15 protein-coding genes are annotated in these 16,290 nt (G+C 70.6%); 7 read left to right on the top strand and 8 right to left on the bottom strand.

Translation table 11 applies throughout. The features are described 5' to 3' along the window. Positions 1–25: 25 nt before the first annotated feature. From BJ964_RS37925 to BJ964_RS37950, 5 genes are all read right to left on the bottom strand, one after another. A complete protein-coding gene (locus BJ964_RS37925; protein WP_203832435.1) occupies positions 26–2,521 on the bottom strand; it encodes a beta-L-arabinofuranosidase domain-containing protein in 2,496 nt (831 codons plus the stop codon). A gap of 8 nt (positions 2,522–2,529) precedes the next feature. Further along, positions 2,530–4,410, bottom strand: coding sequence for a glycoside hydrolase family 127 protein (locus tag BJ964_RS37935; protein ID WP_229807336.1), 1,881 nt, complete (start codon positions 4,408–4,410; stop codon positions 2,530–2,532). A gap of 7 nt (positions 4,411–4,417) precedes the next feature. Next, positions 4,418–5,221: a carbohydrate ABC transporter permease gene (locus BJ964_RS37940; protein WP_188125162.1), complete on the bottom strand. Its 804-nt coding sequence runs from the start codon at positions 5,219–5,221 to the stop codon at positions 4,418–4,420. A 2-nt stretch (positions 5,222–5,223) separates the two neighbouring features. Continuing rightward, positions 5,224–6,144 carry a carbohydrate ABC transporter permease gene (locus tag BJ964_RS37945; RefSeq protein WP_229807335.1) on the bottom strand — a complete coding sequence of 307 codons (921 nt, stop codon included), beginning with the start codon at positions 6,142–6,144 and terminating at the stop codon, positions 5,224–5,226. 61 nt (positions 6,145–6,205) lie between these two features. Then, positions 6,206–7,495, bottom strand: a complete 1,290-nt coding sequence (locus tag BJ964_RS37950; RefSeq protein ID WP_188125163.1) for an ABC transporter substrate-binding protein — start codon at positions 7,493–7,495, stop codon at positions 6,206–6,208. A gap of 178 nt (positions 7,496–7,673) precedes the next feature. Here BJ964_RS37950 and BJ964_RS37955 point away from each other — a divergent pair, with 178 nt between their 5' ends. Both BJ964_RS37955 and BJ964_RS37960 read left to right on the top strand, forming a co-directional pair. Further along, positions 7,674–8,681 carry a LacI family DNA-binding transcriptional regulator gene (locus BJ964_RS37955; protein ID WP_188125164.1) on the top strand — a complete coding sequence of 336 codons (1,008 nt, stop codon included), beginning with the start codon at positions 7,674–7,676 and terminating at the stop codon, positions 8,679–8,681. Positions 8,682–10,238: 1,557 nt separating this feature from the next. Continuing rightward, the gene (locus tag BJ964_RS37960) at positions 10,239–10,541 is read left to right on the top strand and encodes a hypothetical protein (RefSeq protein WP_188125165.1); all 303 of its coding nucleotides are present in this window, start codon (positions 10,239–10,241) and stop codon (positions 10,539–10,541) included. Here the strand turns inward: BJ964_RS37960 and BJ964_RS37965 are convergent. Together BJ964_RS37965 and BJ964_RS37970 are read right to left on the bottom strand one after the other, a co-directional pair. Then, positions 10,496–11,755: an RNA polymerase sigma factor gene (locus BJ964_RS37965; RefSeq protein WP_203832439.1), complete on the bottom strand. Its 1,260-nt coding sequence runs from the start codon at positions 11,753–11,755 to the stop codon at positions 10,496–10,498. The two genes, BJ964_RS37960 and BJ964_RS37965, sit on opposite strands and share 46 nt — an antisense overlap. Before the next feature lie 113 nt (positions 11,756–11,868). Beyond that, complete coding sequence (locus BJ964_RS37970; protein WP_188125166.1) at positions 11,869–12,204, bottom strand: YciI family protein; 336 nt, start codon at positions 12,202–12,204, stop codon at positions 11,869–11,871. A 130-nt stretch (positions 12,205–12,334) separates the two neighbouring features. Here BJ964_RS37970 and BJ964_RS37975 point away from each other — a divergent pair, with 130 nt between their 5' ends. From BJ964_RS37975 to BJ964_RS37995, 5 genes are all read left to right on the top strand, one after another. Then, a complete protein-coding gene (locus tag BJ964_RS37975; RefSeq protein ID WP_188125167.1) occupies positions 12,335–13,171 on the top strand; it encodes an arginase family protein in 837 nt (278 codons plus the stop codon). 79 nt (positions 13,172–13,250) lie between these two features. Further along, positions 13,251–14,180, top strand: coding sequence for a hypothetical protein (locus BJ964_RS37980; RefSeq protein WP_188125168.1), 930 nt, complete (start codon positions 13,251–13,253; stop codon positions 14,178–14,180). A 137-nt stretch (positions 14,181–14,317) separates the two neighbouring features. Beyond that, positions 14,318–14,524: a Clp protease N-terminal domain-containing protein gene (locus BJ964_RS37985; RefSeq protein WP_188125169.1), complete on the top strand. Its 207-nt coding sequence runs from the start codon at positions 14,318–14,320 to the stop codon at positions 14,522–14,524. 205 nt (positions 14,525–14,729) lie between these two features. Then, complete coding sequence (locus tag BJ964_RS37990) at positions 14,730–15,173, top strand: GNAT family N-acetyltransferase (RefSeq protein WP_229807334.1); 444 nt, start codon at positions 14,730–14,732, stop codon at positions 15,171–15,173. Beyond that, positions 15,166–15,528, top strand: coding sequence for a hypothetical protein (locus tag BJ964_RS37995; protein ID WP_188125170.1), 363 nt, complete (start codon positions 15,166–15,168; stop codon positions 15,526–15,528). Before BJ964_RS37990 ends, BJ964_RS37995 begins: the two co-directional genes overlap by 8 nt. Here the strand turns inward: BJ964_RS37995 and lipB are convergent, their stop codons facing one another. Then, positions 15,529–16,182 (bottom strand): lipoyl(octanoyl) transferase LipB, encoded by a 654-nt coding sequence (gene lipB / locus BJ964_RS38000; protein WP_188125171.1) that lies wholly within the window; start codon positions 16,180–16,182, stop codon positions 15,529–15,531. It lies immediately after the preceding gene. Positions 16,183–16,290: the final 108 nt, after the last annotated feature.

Consider the following 16,290-nt stretch of genomic DNA (forward strand, 5'->3'; position numbering starts at 1 on the left):
TCTCTCAGGAGCGGGCGCGAATCTCTCAGGAGCGGGCGCGGACGTACGCGTGATAGGCGGCCGTGTCGCCGAGGAAGAACGGCTCGAACGTGACGTCCCCGGTGGTGAACGTCATCGGCCGCGGGCCGGGCTGGACGGACCCGGCGAGGTCGGCGGGCAGTTCCAGATAGGCGGTGCTCGCCGACTTCGCGACCAGGGCGATCGGGCCGTAGAGCAGAGCGTGCAGGCCCGGGTCGTCGAGGGTGGGCTCGACGTGCAGCCGGTAGGGGAAGCTCACCTCGACCCGGTCGCCGGTACGCCAGGAGCGTTCGAAACCGGCGTAGCCGTCGCTTCCCACCCGTACCCTCTGCTTCTTGCCGTTGATCGTGACGGCGAAGCCGGACCCGGCCCACGACGGCACCCGCAGCCGCAGGTCGAAGCGCGCGTTGCCGCTGATCGTGAGGGTGGTCGACGGGGTGCGGGGATAGTCGCCGGCCTGGGTGACCGTGACCCGCCGCTCGGCCCAGCGCAGCGTCGACGGGACGAAGAGGTTGACGTAGAGCGCGTCGTCGCGTGCTGACCGGAAGTAGACGGTGTCCTGGTATTTGGTGTGGTTCTCCAGGCCGGTGCCGCCGCAGCAGGTGCCGATGTTGCCGTAGCCGCGCCGCGCGCCCGGCCCGACCGGGACCATGTAGGTGACCAGCGGATCGGTGGTGCTGTCGGCGTCCCGTTTCGAGGCGAGGATCTGGTTGACCAGCGTCTTCTCGTAGTAGTCGAGGAACCGGGCGTCCGGGGTGTGCGCGAACAGGTTCCGGGCCACCTTGAGCATGTTGTAGGCGGCGCAGCTCTCCGCGTTGGTGGTGCCCACGATGCTGCCGGCGATCACGTCCCGGCCGCGGAACACCTCGCCCTGGCCGGTGCCGCCGTGCACGTAGGTGCGGTGACCGACGACCATGTCGAAGAAGTTGGCGGCCGCGGTCCGGTAGCCGGCTCCCTCGCCCTGCTCGAACAGGCGCAGGTAGCCGAGGAACTGCGGGATGTGCTGGTTGGCGTGTTTCCCGTCGAGGGTGTCGGTTCCGGCCACGCAGTCGGCGAGCAGTCTGGTGTTGTCGAAGTACCGGGCGGTGGTGAGGAAGGTGCGGTCGCCGGTGAGGGCGGCCAGGTCGGCCAGCACCTCGTTCATGCCGCCGTACTCGCCGGCGATGTAGAGCGACCACATCCGGTCGAGCTGCTCGCGGGGCAGCTTCGACAGCCGGGAGTGCACCCACTCCCCCATGCCCCGGACCACGTCGAGGGCGGTGGCGTTGCCGGTGAGGGTGTGCGCGTCCAGCAGCCCGCGCATGATCTTGTGGCAGGTGTAGTAGGGCGCCCAGATGGCTGGGTATGTCACGTACTGTTCGAGCTGGATGAACTGGGTCTCCGGGTAGGCGGCCAGGAAACCGGCGTGGCTGGGGCCGGGTGGTCCGCCCGCCCCGGTGACGACGGCCGCGTCCCAGTTCCGGCCGGACGAGTCGGCGACCGTGGTTCCGCTGGTCTCGTCGAACCGGTACCAGGCCAGATTGCCGGTGCTCCCCGCGATCTCGCCGACGGTCAGCGCCCGGTCGAACAGGTGGAACTCGCCGACGACCGCTTTCAGGCCGGCGTCGCCGTACTGGGAGCGGCCGATCCAGTTGTTCTTCGGGGCGCCCAGGTCGGCCGGGGTGAGCGTCATGGCCGGGTTGGCGCCGACCGCCACACCGTTGATGTAGAGGACACCCACCCGGCCGTCGAGGGTCACGGCCAGGTCGACCCACTCGCCGACCGGGAGTGGGGTGCTGACCGGGATCCGCTGCTCGCCGCCGCTTCCGGAGGTGGTGATGGCGAACCGGGGGCCGGTGCCGTCGTGGACCGTCAGGAACATGTTGACGGCCGGGCCGACCCCGAAGTCGAACGCCCGCGACCAGGTCCGCAGTTCGTTGATCTTCAGCCGGATGACGACGGTCGCCTGGGTCAGGCCGTCGACGGTGGCGTCCGGCAGGCCCACGTACTGGCCGTCGCCGGACAGCTCCAGGCCCTCGCTCGTCCAGGTGGCCGGGGGCGGCGGCGTGCCGGGCCGGCCGACCTGGGCCGCCCAGGCGTCCTGGCACTGCTTCAGGCCGGTGATCAGGTAGTCGAGTTCGTCCTTGAAGACGGCCTCGCCGGTGCCCGCCCACGCCTGCGCGAGCAGGGACAGGAAATGGCCGCTGTAGTGCCCGCGCAGGTTGCCGGTGGCGTCGTCCCAGCCGCCGGGCGGCTCCGCGCCGAGGGTGTCCAATCCGGCGGCCGCCCGGAAATTGGCCAGGATCCGGTCGGCCGGGTAGGCGCGGGCGTAGGCGAGGATGCGGTCGCGTTTCTCGGTGAAGATGCTCGGGGCCAGGGTGACCCGGTCCAGGTCGAAGGGGACGGCCTTCCACGATTTCGGTACGGGCAGACCGTTGACCCTCTTCTTTCGGGGAACGGCGGTGGCGGGAACTCCGATAGCGGCGGCGGCACCTATCTGGAGGACGTGTCGACGGGAGATCACGGTGGCGCTCACTTCCTGTCGAGGGGAAACCAGACGCGCATGGTGGACGGGCCGCGCCTGGCCCAGCGGTGGTAGGGGTACAGCGGAATCTCCACCGGATCGGAAAGAGCCGGAGCCGGCGGTGGGCCGTAGGGCCAGCTCGCATCGTGCGCGGGCTGGGTGTGCCCGGTGACGATCACGGCGCCGTCGCGGTCCTCCGGCTCGGCGGAGGGATCCAGGCGGACGGTGTCGACGGTCAGGCCGGGTGGCAGGTCGACCGATTCGAGACAGTAGACGACCGGCCCGCGTTCCACGGCGACGTTTCCGCGTACCGCGTCGATCCGGCCATCGGGGAAGGTGAGCCGCGGCCGGACCGCCAGATCGAGCACCAGCGTGTCGCCCGCCGTGAAACGGCGCCGCACCGCGGCGAGGCCCGGCGCCACCGGCACGCCGTCGAGGGTCGCCTCGGTGGCCCAGTGCGGGATCCGCAGCGTGAGCGTCCACGCCGTCTCGGGCGCGGACACCACCCGGATGGTGACCCGCCCGTCGGCCGGGTACTCGGTGTCGATGTCCAGACCGATGTCGCCCACCCGGATGGACGCCGGCGTGTACTGGTGGATCTGCACGCCGCCGTCGTCGTCGGTGGTGGCCAGGTAGGCGGCCAGGCTGCTGAACGTGCGGGCCAGGTTGGTCATGCAGCAGGACACCGCGTACCAGGGCGCGCGCAGGCTCGACGCGGCCCGCGGGACCAGGGTGTCGGCGGCCGGCTCGATGCCGGGAACCCGCTGGTGCAGGGTGTTGGTGTAGAAGAACCGGGTGCCGTCGTCGGACGGTGACGTGGCGATGATGTTGAACAGGACCCGTTCGATCAGGTCGGCGTAGCGGGGGTTGCCCTCGGCCAGCAGCAGCCGCCAGGCCAGCATGACCGAGCCGACCCCGGCGCAGGTCTCCTGGTAGGCGCGGTCCGGCGGCAGCACGAAGTCGTCGCCGAACGCCTCGTCCTGGTGGCGGGATCCGATGCCACCGGTCAGATAGGTACGCCGGGCAACCGTGGCCCGCCACTGCCGGGCGACCGCCTCCAGCAGTTCGGTGTCACCGGTCTCGACGGCCACGTCGACCGCACCGGACGCCAGGTAGACGGCCCGGACCGCGTGCCCGCGCAGCACCCGGGCCTCGCGGATCGGCATGTCGTCCTGGAAGTAGGCGCGGCCGAACTCGATGTCGTCGAGCACCTGCCGGCCGCGGCGCTCGACGAACAGCCGGGCCTGGTCCAGGTAGCGGCGGTTGCCGGTGACCCGGTACAGCTCGACCAGGGCGGGCTCGATCTCGGCGTGCCCGCAGACCGAACCGATGCCGTCCGGGCCGAACGTGTCGCAGACGTGGTCGGCGGCGCGCACCGCCACGGTCACGAGGTCGTCGTGACCGTGGCTGCGGGCCCGGGCCACCCCCGCTTGGATGAGGTGGCCGTAGCAGTAGAGCTCGTGGCCCCACTCCAGGTCGCTGTACCGGGCGGCCTGGCCGGGCCGCCCGAAGTTGGTGTTGAGGTAGCCGTCCGGCTGCTGGACCGCGGCGACCCGGGCCACGATGGCGCGGAACCGGTCCTCGTACGCCGGATCGCCGGCCCACGCCAGCGCCTCCAGGTATTTGTAGACCTCGGAGTCGGAGAACTCGCGCCCGCGGCGGCCCTCCACGGGCGCGCCGAAGTTGCCGAGCCAGCCGGCGCGTTCCAGCCAGTGCTCGATGTGGTCGAAGGAGGCGGTCCGGCTGGTGTGCTGCCGCCGCTGCCAGAACCCGGGCCGCAGGGTGACCTCGTGCAGGCCCAGCGGCCGCAGCCGGCCGGTGCTCGGGGCAGCCGGAGTCCCGCCGCGCCCGGTCCATTCGCCGGACACGACGGCTTTCTCGATCGTCACGTGAGGATCAACCCTTCAGTGCGCCGGACATGAACCCGCGGACGTAGTGCCGCTGGAGGGCGAGGAACAGCAGGATGCAGGGCAGGGCGAGGGTGACCACCCCGGCCTCGGTGGCGCCGTAGTCGACGATGCCCATCACCTGCTGGCGCATGTTGGCGACGGCCAGCGGCAGGGGCACCCGGTCGGAGTCGCTGATCAGCACCAGCGGGGTGATGAAGTCGTTCCAGGCGGCCAGGAACGCGAACAGGCCGACGGTGATCAGGCCGGGCCGCACCGCCGGGAGCATGATGTGCAGCAGGGCGCGGAAGCTGCCGCAGCCGTCCACCAGCGCCGACTCGCCGAGTTCCTTGGGCACCGCCTCGAAGGAGATGCGCATCATGAAGACGGCGAACGGCAGCTGGAACATGGTGAGCACCAGCGCCAGCCCGACCAGCGAGTTCTGCAGGCCCAGGTCGTTGAGCAGGACGTAGAGCGGGATCAGCAGGGTCGCGTACGGCACCATCAGGATGGCCAGGGTGACCAGGAACAGCAGGTTCCGGCCAGGGAAGCGGAACATCGCGAACGCGTACCCGCCGAGCAGGGACACGCCCAGCGTGAACAGCACCGTCAGGACCGACACCACTGTCGAGTTCAGCAGGTACTGCCCGATTCCGGCCTGGTAGTTCGCGAGGGTCTGGTAGTTGCCGAGGCCCCAGCCGGAGGTCTGCGCGGTGCCGGCCTGCGGGCTGACCGAGGCCACCGCGGCCCACACCAGCGGGGAGAGGAAGAGGACGGCGAGGCCGCCGCCGACGACGTGCTGCGGGGTGCGCATGCTCAGTCCTCCCTGCCGCGCAGGCCACGGAACTGGAGAAGGTTGACGACCAGCAGGGCGGCCAGGATGAGGATCGAGAGGGCGGCGGCGCGGCCCAGGTTGTTCTGGCCGTAGAAGGCCATGTTGTAGACGAGCTGGACGATGGTGATCGTGCTGTTGTCCGGGCCGCCCTTGGTGAGGATGTAGAACTGGTCGAAGGCCAGCAGCGATCCGGTCACGCAGAGGATGGCGCACAGGGCGAGCGACGGTTTGAGCAGTGGCAACGTGATGTGCCGGAAGGTCTGGAGCCGTGAGGCGCCGTCCAGGCGGGCCGCCTCGTAGACGTCACCGGAGATGCTCTGCAACCCGACCAGCAACAGCAGCATGTAGAAGCCGGCGAACCGCCACACGATCAGCGCCACGGTGGACCAGAGCGCCGAGCTGGGCGTGCCGAGGAACGAGTCGATGCCGAGGAACCCGAGCGGGCTGCTCTGCGGCGAGTAGAGGGCGTAGAACAGCAGCGACGCCGAGGCCAGGCCGAGCGCCGACGGCACCAGGAACGAGCTGCGCAGGATCCCGGTCCAGCGGCTCGACTCCTGCACCAGCAACGCCAGGGCGAGCGCCAGCCCGAGCAGGATGACGGTGGTGACGACGGTGTACTTGATCGTGAACCAGACGGCCGGCCACAGCAGCCGGTCGTCCATGACGTCCTGGTAGTTCTCCGGCGCGTTCCAGCCACGGTCACCGGTGAACAGCCCCCAGTCGGAGACCGACATCCGCGCGACCAGGACCACCGGCACGACGAAGAAGATCAGAACGAACAACGCGGTGGGTGCGGCATAGGCCCAGCCGGTCAGCCTCGGCCGGCGTCGTCGTTTCGAACCCCTCATCGGTACGGCCGGCGAGCTCCGTTGTTGTTCCAGGGTGGAGACGGGAGATGCCACGGTGGCTCGGTCCTTAAGGTTGGTGCGGCGCCCGGCTCACTGCACCGGGCGCCGCCACTCGTCACTGTCCCAGGACTCCGGTCACGGCCTCGTTGTCCTTCTCGAGGCTGCCGGCGTCGCCGTACACCTGATTGCGCAGAAGGGTGACCCACGGGCTGCCCGGCGCGTTGAACGCCTGCTGGAAGTTGACCGCGACCGGGGTCTTGCTCTGCGGCGAGGCCGCGGCCTTGTTGATCGTCACCACCCGCGGGTCCTTGGCCGAATACTGGTTGTCCACCAGATCGGTGCGGGCCACGCTGGAGTTGTTCTTGGCGAGAACCTCGACCTGCGCCGCCTCGGACATCAGCCAGGACATGAAGTTCCAGGACTGCTGCGTCTTCTTCGAGTCCTTGGAGATGCCGATGCCGTCGCCGCCGACGAAGGTGGAGCCACCACCGGTGACACCCGGGATCGCGGTGACGCCGACGTCGACGGTCTTCGACGCGGTCGGCAGCAGCGTCGCCGGGTAGGGCATCACGCCGATCTTGCCCTCCTGGAAGGCGGCGACCCAGGTGGCCCCGGTCTCGTCCTTCGAGCCCGGCGCGATCGCACCGGCCCCCTGGAGTTCCCGCCAGGTGGAGTAGACCTTCTGCGCAGCTGGACCGTTGAGCAACGACTTCGTGCCGGCCGGGTCCATCACCTCCTCACCGCTGGCCCAGACCATCGGGAACCAGGTGAAGACGTTGCAGCCGCCGCAGTTGCCGCCGAAATAGGTGCCGTAGACGTCCTTCTTGCCGAGCTTCTGTACGGCGAGGGCCTGCTGTTTGAACTCGTCCAGAGTGGTCGGGCCCTTCTCCGGGTCGAGTCCCGCCTCCTTGTAGAGCCCCTTGTTCCAGAACACCACCGACAGGTCCAGAACGAAGGGCAACACGTACTTCTTGCCCTCGTAGGTGCCGGCCTGGACGTGCCCCTGGTTGATCTTGTCGGCGTAGGAGAGCTGCCCGATGCTCTCGGTAAGGTCGAAGAACAGGCCCGACTTGGTCCAGTTGGGCACGTAGACGATGTCGGCGGCGAACAGGTCGGGCAGGTCGCCGGAGCCGGCCGCCGCGCCGACCTTCGCGACGTAGTCGTCGTTCGGGACGATGGTCAGCTCGACCTGGTTCTTGTGCGAGGCGTTGTACGCCTCCACCAGGGCCTTGGCCTGCAGTTCGAGGGGAGCACGGGTCCACAGGGTCAGTTCGGAGCCGTCGTCGACCCCGTCGACGCCGGCGCCGGCCGGCGGGGCGGCTGTTCCCTTGTCGCCGTCCCCGCCACAGGCGGCCAGCCCGGTGATCAGCAGGCCCGCCAGGGCGGCGCTCAATATTCGACGCACGGAGCACCTCCGGTTTTCGGTGAGTTTCGGTGCGGGTATATTCGCGGGTACGCTCGGGACGAGTTGAGCAGTGAAGAGGTACGAGCCAGGCGTACCGAAAAGGTTTTCCGGAACGTAATACGGAGGAAAAACCGTTGTCAAGAGCTTCGATGGCCCGCTCCGATGTGGAGGTGCTCCCGTGACCACCCGTCCCGTCACGCTGCGCGAAGTCGCCAAGCTCGCCGGCGTCTCCATCGCGACCGCGTCGAAGGCCCTCAACGGACAGCCCCAGGTCCGCGCCAGCACCCGTGACCGGGTGTTGCGTGCCGCCGAGCAGCTGAACTTCTCGCCCAACACCCTCGCCCAGGGCCTGATCACACAGCGCAGCGGGACGGTCGGGCTGCTCACCTCCGACCTGGAGGGCCGATTCTCCATCCCGATCCTGATGGGCGCCGAAGACGCTTTCGGATCCGACCAGACGTCGGTGTTCCTCTGCGACGCCCGCGGCGACAACGTGCGCGAGAAGCACCACCTGCGAGCCCTGCTGTCACGCCGCGTCGACGGGCTCATCGTCGTCGGCGCCCGCCCCGACGCCCGGCCATCGCTGGGCGAGTTGCCGGTGCCGGTCATCTACGCGTACGCGCCGTCCGAAGACCCCTCCGACCTGTCCCTGGTCACCGACAACATCGGCGGCGGCCGGCTCGCCGTCGACCACCTGATCCGCCACGGCCGCCGCCGCATCGCCCACATCACCGGCGACGCCACCTACGGCGCCGCCCAGGACCGCGCCACCGGCGCCCTGGCCAGACTCGCCGAGGAGGGCCTCGAACTCGCCGGCGACCAGGTGTGGTTCGGCAACTGGTCGGAGGCGTGGGGCCGCGGCGCCACCCGCATGCTGCTGCAACGCGACCCGGAGATCGACGCCGTCTTCGCCGGCTCCGACGAGATCGCCCGTGGCGTCCTCGACGTCCTCCACCAGGAGAAACTCGACGTACCGTCCCAGGTCGCGGTGATCGGCTTCGACAACTGGAACATCCTGGCCGCCAACGCCCGGCCACCGCTGTCCACCATCGACATGAACCTGGAACAACTCGGCCGCCTGGCCGCCCAGCGCCTGTTCGCCGCAATCGGCGGCACCCTCGGCTCCGGCACCGAGACCGTCCCGTGCCGCCTGATCACCCGCGAGTCGACGGCCCCCGTCAGCTAGAGATCTTTCATGGCCGAGGTCCGCGTTTCGCTTCCGGCTCTTTCCCGGTACGCGTGACGCCGTCCCCGTCTCATCAGGGCCGTCCCGTCCGGTCGGCGCGATCTCGCTGCCCACTCCGGCCCGTGCCGCGCCCGCCGGGCGTAGATCGGTCGGATACTCCCGCATGTGCCGCCCTGTCGCGCCGGGTGGGTGGTTGCGGTGGTGATCGCCAGGCAGCCGAAACGCTGCCCCGGCCGTCACGCCGATCACGCCGGGCGGCCGGTTGCGGCTGTGATCGCCAGGCAACCGAGGCGCCGCCCCCGGCCGTCACGCCGATCACGCCAGGCGGGTGGTTGCGGTGGTGATCGCCAGGCAACCGAGGCGCCGCCCCCGGCCGTCACGCCGATCACGCCAGGCGGGTGGTTGCGGTGGTGATCGCCAGGCAGCCGGGGTGCTGCTCCCGGCCGTCACGCCGGGTCGCGCCGGTTGGGTGGTTGCGGTTGACGCCGGTCGTGCCTGGGGGAATCCGTCGGGGGTCACTCACCGTAACCATGGCGGTGAGTGCGTGGAGGCGCGTGGTAGATCGGTGCTGTTCCGGCCATCTCGATCTTCCACAAGGGCCGGTGACCGGGGTTCCGCGCTTACGCGGAGTGTCGGCTGACCGCGTTGTCGGGGTGAGCGGGCGCGAAAGCCGTCGGGTGGGTGGCCGTCACGGCGATGGGCGGGGTGGGCACACACGCTGGTGATGTCGTGGTCGGCTACCTGCCTTATAGCGGTGGTGGCCCCGGACGCGGTGACTTGCGTGTGCGGCCACCGCCGCTTCGACAGCCCGACCGTGTGTGTCTACCCGCGCTGAGGCCCGACCGTGTGCGGCCGTCGGACCTGGCGGGGCCGGGGATGACGATTACGGTGACCGGCGCAACGGCTGGGAGCGGCACCTCGGGTGTCTGGGAAGCAAGACCGTGACCACCCACCCAGAGCGACTGGCGTAACGGTCGGAAGTGGGCACCTCGGGTGTCTGGGAAGCAAGACCGTGACCACTTGCTCAGGGTGACTGGCGTGACGACTGGGAGCGGCACCTCGGGTGCTTGGGAAGCAAGACCGTGACCACTTGCTCAGGGTGACTGGTGTGACGGTCGGGAGTGGCAGCCCGGGTGCTTGGGAAGCGACACCGCTACCAGCCGCCCAGGGTGACCCCGGTCCGCCGAGGGTGGGAGCCGACGCCCCGGCCGTGACCGGCGGCAAAGAGGGACGCGGCACGCCGGCTGGCCTGCCCGGCCACCGATCTACGCCCGGCGGGCGCGGCAAAGGCGGGAGCGGGCAACAAGCGAGCGCCGACCGGACGGGACAGCCCTGATGAGGCGCGACGAGGTCGCGCGTACAGGAAAGAAGGAGTTGGAAGCGAAACGCGGACCTCGGCCACAAGAAACCGGCCATCGCAGCCTGGGAGGTCGGTTTCCGGGCCGCGACAACGGCCGGCACGGACCGGGGCCCGGCTCTGCGGCGCCGGGGTCATCCGTTGGGACAGCCCACTTCCGGGGGACGGCTCAACACCCTGCTGAGCTGCTAGTTTTCGTCATGGCCTTCATTCAGATCATCGAGTACGAGACCGAACGCGCCGACGAGATGTGGGCTCTCGGCGAGGCCCGGAGTGCGGCGATGGGCGACTCACCGCCCGGGTTCCGGCTCAAGGTCACACAGGATCGCGACGATCCGAAGCGGTTCGTGACGATCGTGGAGTTCCCCTCGTACGAAATGGCGATGGAGAACAGCGCGAAAGCCGACACCGACGCGTTCGCCCGGCAGATGGCCGCTCTCTGCACGGGCGCTCCTCGTTACCGCAATCTCGACGTCAGGCGGACCGTTCCGCAGGAGGAGTGACCCAGGGGCGGCCCGGCGACCGCCTCAGCATCCGGTGGCTCGGCCTCGGCCAGGCGTTCGGTGAGGTAGGCGCGTTCGGTCTCGTTGCCGGTCAGGTCCAGGGCCTGGCGGTAAGCGTGGGCTGCCTCGGCGTTTCGGCCAAGTCGCCGTAGCAGGTCCGCCTGAACGGCCGGCAGGTAGCGGTAGCCGGACAGGCGGCCGCCGAGTTCCAGCCGCTCGACCTCGGCCAGCGCCGGCTCCGGCCCGTGGACCTCGGCCAGCGCGACCGCACGGTTCAGCGTCACCACCGGCGACGGCCACACCCTCGACAGCGCGTCGTAGAGCGTCAGGATCTGCGGCCAGTCGGTCTCCTCGAAGGACGGCGCCTGCGCGTGCAGGGCGGCGATCGCGGCCTCCAGCACGTACCGCCCGGGGCGGCGGGCCCGCAGCGCGCCCACGATCAGGCCGTCCGCCTCGGCGATGGCCGCCCGGTCCCACCGGGAGCGGTCCTGCCGGTCCAACCGCACCAGCTTGCCGTCGTCGCCGACCCGGGTGTCCCGCCGGGCCTCGGTGACCAGGAGCAACGCGAGCAGGCCGCGAATCTCCGGCTCGCCGGGCATCAGATCGGCGAGCGTCCGGGCCAGGTGCAGGGCCGGGCCGGTGAGATCGGTACGGATCAGGTCCCGGCCCGCCGGCGCGCTGTGCCCGGTGGTGAACAGCAGGTGGATGACCCCGAGGACCCCGCCGAGGCGCTCGGGCAGTTCGGCCGGTTCGGGCACCCGCAACGGGATCCGGGCGGCGGTGATCTTCTTCTTCGCCCGGGTCAGCCGGGCCGCCATCGCCGGCTCGGAGACGAGGAACGCCTGTGCGATCTCCGCCGTGCTCAGACCGCACACCAGTCGCAGGGTGAGAGCCGGTCGCACCTCGGGCGCCAGCGCCGGATGGCAGCACATGAAGATCAACCGCAAACGCTCATCGGGTACGGCGTCCGCCGGGTCCTCCGGCTCGGCGGCCTCCTCGTCCGGCCGGGCCAGCAACGCCAGCTTGGTACGGAGCACCCGCTCCCGCCGGAGGACGTCGAGCGCCCGCCTGCGGGACGCCGTGATGAGCCAGGCGGCCGGATTCGCCGGAACCCCGTTCTCCCGCCAGGCCGTCAGCGCGGCCGCGTAGGCGTCCTGCACGCATTCCTCGGCCACCTCCACGTCCCGGGTGACCCGTACCGTCGTGGCGAGCACCACCGCCCAGTCACCGCGGTGCGCGTCGGTGACCGCCCGGTCGGCGGAGTGCACCGCGGCGGCTGGGTGGTGCGCGTCGGTGACCGGGCGGTCGGCGGCGTGTGTCACGCCGGTCACCCGTGCGCCGGCGGCCGGACGAAACCACCGGCGACCGCCCGGATTTCGACACCCCCGCCCTGCCGGACGGCCGGATTGCGGCCCGCGATCGCCAGCGCCTCGTCCAGATCGGAGGCGTCGATGACGTAGAAGCCGGCGATCACCTCCTTGGACTCGGCGAACGGCCCGTCGGTGATCCCGGCGCCCCGGATCGAGGTCGCGGTGCTCCCGTCCGCCAGCGCGAACGCCGCCGCGAGCCGGCCCGACCCGGACAGTTCCGCGGCGTGCCGGTCGTGCATCTCCAGGTCCCCGGGCGCGTCCCCCGCATAGATCAGGACCGCGTACTGCGGCATGGTCGTCCTCCCTCTCGTGATCACGATCGTCCCGCACCCTTACGACGAACGGCCCACAAGAAATCGACAGAACGGCCGGGACTGAAATAATATTCACTCGACCGCATATCGATAGAAGGAGGAGTGGCGAATGGTGGAGACTCCCGTTCTGGAGATCGCCCAATGGCAGGGCTCGGGGACGCCGACCGCGCGGCGGCTCCGGCGCGGGGCCGCCGACCTGGCCGCGCTCGTCCCCGCGGGCGACCACATCCGGGTCGACGTGAGCGACCGGCCCGGCACCGCGACCGACGGGGTGGCCGCCCTCGACGTCCTGTCGAGGAACCTCCAGGCCGTCCGCGCCGCCATCCCGGACCGCCCGGCAGTCGTGCTGGGCGGTGACTGCGGGGTCGAGCTGGCGCCCGTCGAAGCGGCGCTGGCCCGCCACGGGACCGGGCTGGCCGTGATCTGGTTCGACGCGCACGGCGATCTCAACACGCCCGAGTCGTCGCCGTCGGGCGCCTTCCACGGCATGGTCCTGCGTACCCTGCTCGGCGACGGCCCATCGGAGCTGCTGCCCGCGCACACGCTGTGCCCGGAGCAGCTGGTGCTCGCCGGGGTCCGCGCCCTCGATCCCGGGGAGCGGGCCTTCGTCGATGCCGGCGCGGTCGAACGCATCGGGGTGGCGGATCTGGTGGACCCGTCGCCACTCCTGTCCGCGGTCGAGGCCACCGGCGCCGAGGCGGTCTACGTCCACATCGACGTCGACGTGCTCGACCCCGAGTTCTTCGCCTCGGTCGGCACCCCGGAACCGCACGGAATCACCCCCGCACGGCTCGTCGGCGCGGTGCGTGCGCTCGCCGCCCGGTTCCCTCTCGCCGGGCTCGGCATCACCGAGTACGAACCGGCCCGCCCCAGCGATCAGGACGTCGTCCGTGAGATCGTCCGCGCCCTGGTCCCGCAGGTGCGATCCACCCCGCCGGGCCGGTGATCCGTACGGGAAAATGTTTCATATTCGGCGCCGCGTGACCGAAAGGACTGCGAAGCGCCGGAGAGGAGCGGAGGTCACGATGGCTGTGCGCACGATCCTGCGCTGGCCGGCCATGCTCGCCGGGCTGGTGGGCGTGCTCTCGACGGCGGCCTCGGCGCCCAGGTGGACCGGGCCGTCCGACGGCCCGGCGCTGTACGCGGAGTGCCGGGAAGCGGCCCAGGAAGTCTTCGAGAAATACCGTGACCAGCCGAATACATTGTTCGACTTCGTCTGTGCGGTGCCGGACGGCACCCCCGTCGACCCCGGGCTGTGGATTCCGGCCGCACCGGTGCTGCCGGCGCCGACCCCGGTGCTGACCGCCGGCCACGAGGTCTGTGTGACCGGCCCGGGGCGGCCGGTGACCGGCACGGCCCTGACGAAGGCGCTGGCGAACGGCGACGGTGCGGAACTCGTCTACGAGTACGAGCACCTGGGCGGCGGCGAGACGATGGTGAGGGGCGGCGCCTCGGCCCTGGAGTTCCGTCCCGGCGACCTGGCGCCGGGCGCCTCCTACCGCTGGCGGGCCCGGGTGGACGACCCCGCGGACCGGGACTCCTCAGAGTTCGTCTACCGAAGCCCCGAGGCCGAAGAGCGCCGGTGGTCGCCGTGGTGCGAGTTCACCGTGTCCGCGGACGCCGTCGACTACCGTGAACTGGGCGACGTCAGCCTGGAGGCGCTGACCGAGCTGGGCCTGCGGCCCGATCGCCCGTACACGATCAGCCTGTCCGGCGCCCAGCGGCGCCTCCTCCGCAAGGGCACCGACATCGGCACGACCACCGCCCGGATGACCCGGACCGGCCTGCGGTGGACGGACCTCCTCACGCAACTGGACCGGTCGGCCTTCTTCGCGGACGAGTTGGCTCTCGAGATCGGCGACGAGTCACCCCGGCAGGACGGCATCGCCTACCGGCGCCTCCTCAGCGAGCTCTCCGTCAAGCTGGGTGGACCACGCCACCCCCACCTCGCCTGAGCCACGTCAGCCCGATCCCGCCGACGCTATGGTGACTCGACGGCGCCCTGCCGTTCGTGGCCGGTGTCGAAAAACGCGTCCAGATAGGCGCCCGGTTCGAGGGTGCTCCCACGGAGCAGCGAGAAGATCTCCGCTCCGTGACCGGGTTCGTCGGACAGGGAGTAGACCTGCGCCAGTCCGAGATATTCACCGGCCACATCGGCACCGAACACCTGCTGCTCGGCGTGCTGGCCGCGACTGACAACGCCGCCGTCGCGAGGTTCGGGAAGGTCGGGGTCGGCTACGACGCCGCTCTGGCGGAGATCGAACGGCTGCGGCGGCCGGCTGGGCGTCACCGGTCGTGACCGGCGGCAGTGGGGTGGAGGTGACGGGCCGGCCCGCCCGGCCACCGATCTACGCCCGGCGGGTGCGGCACAGGCGGGAGCGGGCAGCGAGATCGCGCCGACCGGACGGGACGGCCCTGATAACGGCGGGACGAGGACACGCGTACCGGAAAAGCGCGGAAGCGAAACGCGCACCTCGGCCACGAGGTTCTCTAGACTCCGGCGGGTGATCGTGCGGATGGGCAGTGTGGCGGATGCGGCGGCGCTGGCGGAACTGCGGGACATCGGGCCGGACGGGATCGCGGCGCTCGCCGGGTGGATGGCCATGCATGCGGAGACGCATCTGCCGTTCGTCGCCGAGGTCGACGGGTACGTGGTCGGCTGCGCCTGGCTGTTCGTGGCGCAGCGGGTGCCCGGCGGCCGGGCGATGGACCGCCGCTTCGGTGACGTGCAGTCGGTCATGGTCCGTGAGGAGTTCCGGCGCCGGGGCATCGGCGCGGCGCTGATGGCCGCGATCCTGGCCGAGGCCCGCGACCGGCGGCTGCTGCACGTGACCGTCCATTCCGGCCGCCGGGCGGTCGATTTCTACCTGCGTAACGGTTTCACCCATCACCGCCAGATTCTGATCTGGGAGTCGACACCTTCGGATGCCAGGATGAGCCATGCCTGAGGTACGAGTCGTCAGCACCGTCCTGCACGCGATGGCTGTGGTGATCTTCGGTCTGCTCGCGTGGAGCGGGGCCGACGGGATCCGGTCGGGTGTGCCGGAGCTCGGCGTCCCGATGCTCATCGCCGGCGTCGCGGGTTCGGTCGGCGCGCTGGTGATCCTGTCGTCGGTGCTGCGCCGGCGGCACGGCACCGCGGATCAGCGGGCGGCGCGCATCGGCATGGCCGTGGCCGCGGTGGTCACCGTCGTGGTCGGCGTGGCCCTGGCTCCGGCCGGCTGGGAGCGGGGCTTCGTCATCGCGGTGAACGCTGGAGTCGGTTTCCTGCTGGCCGTTTTCGCCGCGCTCGCCGGGAAGTAGTCACGCTCCGAGGCGGTCGGCGACGGCGTTCCGGATCTCGGCGTCCGACGGCATCCGGACACCCTGCTCGGCGGCCACCTGCCGCACCGAGGTCATCTCGACGTCGCGCAGGCCGCAGGCGATGAACGTGTCGTAGACCGACATGTCCGGGTCGATGTTGAGGGCGAAGCCGTGGCTGGTGATCGTGCCGCGCACCCGCATCCCGATCGAGGCGACCTTGCGGTGGTCCGGTGTCCACACCCCGACCAGGCTGGTGGCGCGGCGCGGGGTGTCCCGGCGGACGGCGGTCAGGCCGAGGTCGGCGAGCGCGGTGATGAGGCCGAGTTCCAGCCAGCGGACGATGTCGCCGGGTCCGCGGTCGCGCAGGCCCAGCACCAGGTAGCCGACGAGCTGGCCGGGTCCGTGGTAGGTGGCCAGCCCGCCCCGGTCGGTGGGGACGGCCGGGATGCCGGGTAACAGCGCTGCGAAGTGCTCCGGGCTGGTGGCCCGCCCGTAGGTGACGACCGGCGGATGGCTGAGCAGAAACAGCCGGTCGCCGGCCTCCCGTTCACGCCGCTGCCGGACCCACTCGTCCATGTCGGCCATGGCCCGCTCGTACGGCACCTCGCCGAGATCGACCCGGCCCAGTGGCGGCGGTGTCCTGTTCCCTCTCATCACTCCTCCATGGAAGCAGCCTTCCGGCGGTGTCGTAGCATCCACCGTCACAGTGTTGACCTTGGAGGCGGGATGGCAGGCGGACACGGCAGCGGATGGACGCCGGAA

The sequence above is a fragment of the Actinoplanes lobatus genome (assembly GCF_014205215.1).
In the GTDB taxonomy this organism is placed as follows: Bacteria; Actinomycetota; Actinomycetes; order Mycobacteriales; family Micromonosporaceae; genus Actinoplanes; species Actinoplanes lobatus.

Excerpts from the sequence above, each read along its gene's own strand:
- BJ964_RS37980 (WP_188125168.1), top strand. The coding sequence starts at position 13,251 with ATGGCTGTGCGCACGATCCTGCGCTGGCCGGCCATGCTCGCCGGGCTG.
- BJ964_RS37970 (WP_188125166.1), bottom strand. The coding sequence starts at position 12,204 with ATGCCGCAGTACGCGGTCCTGATCTATGCGGGGGACGCGCCCGGGGAC.
- BJ964_RS37995 (WP_188125170.1), top strand. The coding sequence starts at position 15,166 with ATGCCTGAGGTACGAGTCGTCAGCACCGTCCTGCACGCGATGGCTGTG.
- BJ964_RS37975 (WP_188125167.1), top strand. The coding sequence starts at position 12,335 with ATGGTGGAGACTCCCGTTCTGGAGATCGCCCAATGGCAGGGCTCGGGG.
- BJ964_RS37940 (WP_188125162.1), bottom strand. The coding sequence starts at position 5,221 with ATGCGCACCCCGCAGCACGTCGTCGGCGGCGGCCTCGCCGTCCTCTTC.
- BJ964_RS37960 (WP_188125165.1), top strand. The coding sequence starts at position 10,239 with ATGGCCTTCATTCAGATCATCGAGTACGAGACCGAACGCGCCGACGAG.
- lipB (WP_188125171.1), bottom strand. The coding sequence starts at position 16,182 with ATGAGAGGGAACAGGACACCGCCGCCACTGGGCCGGGTCGATCTCGGC.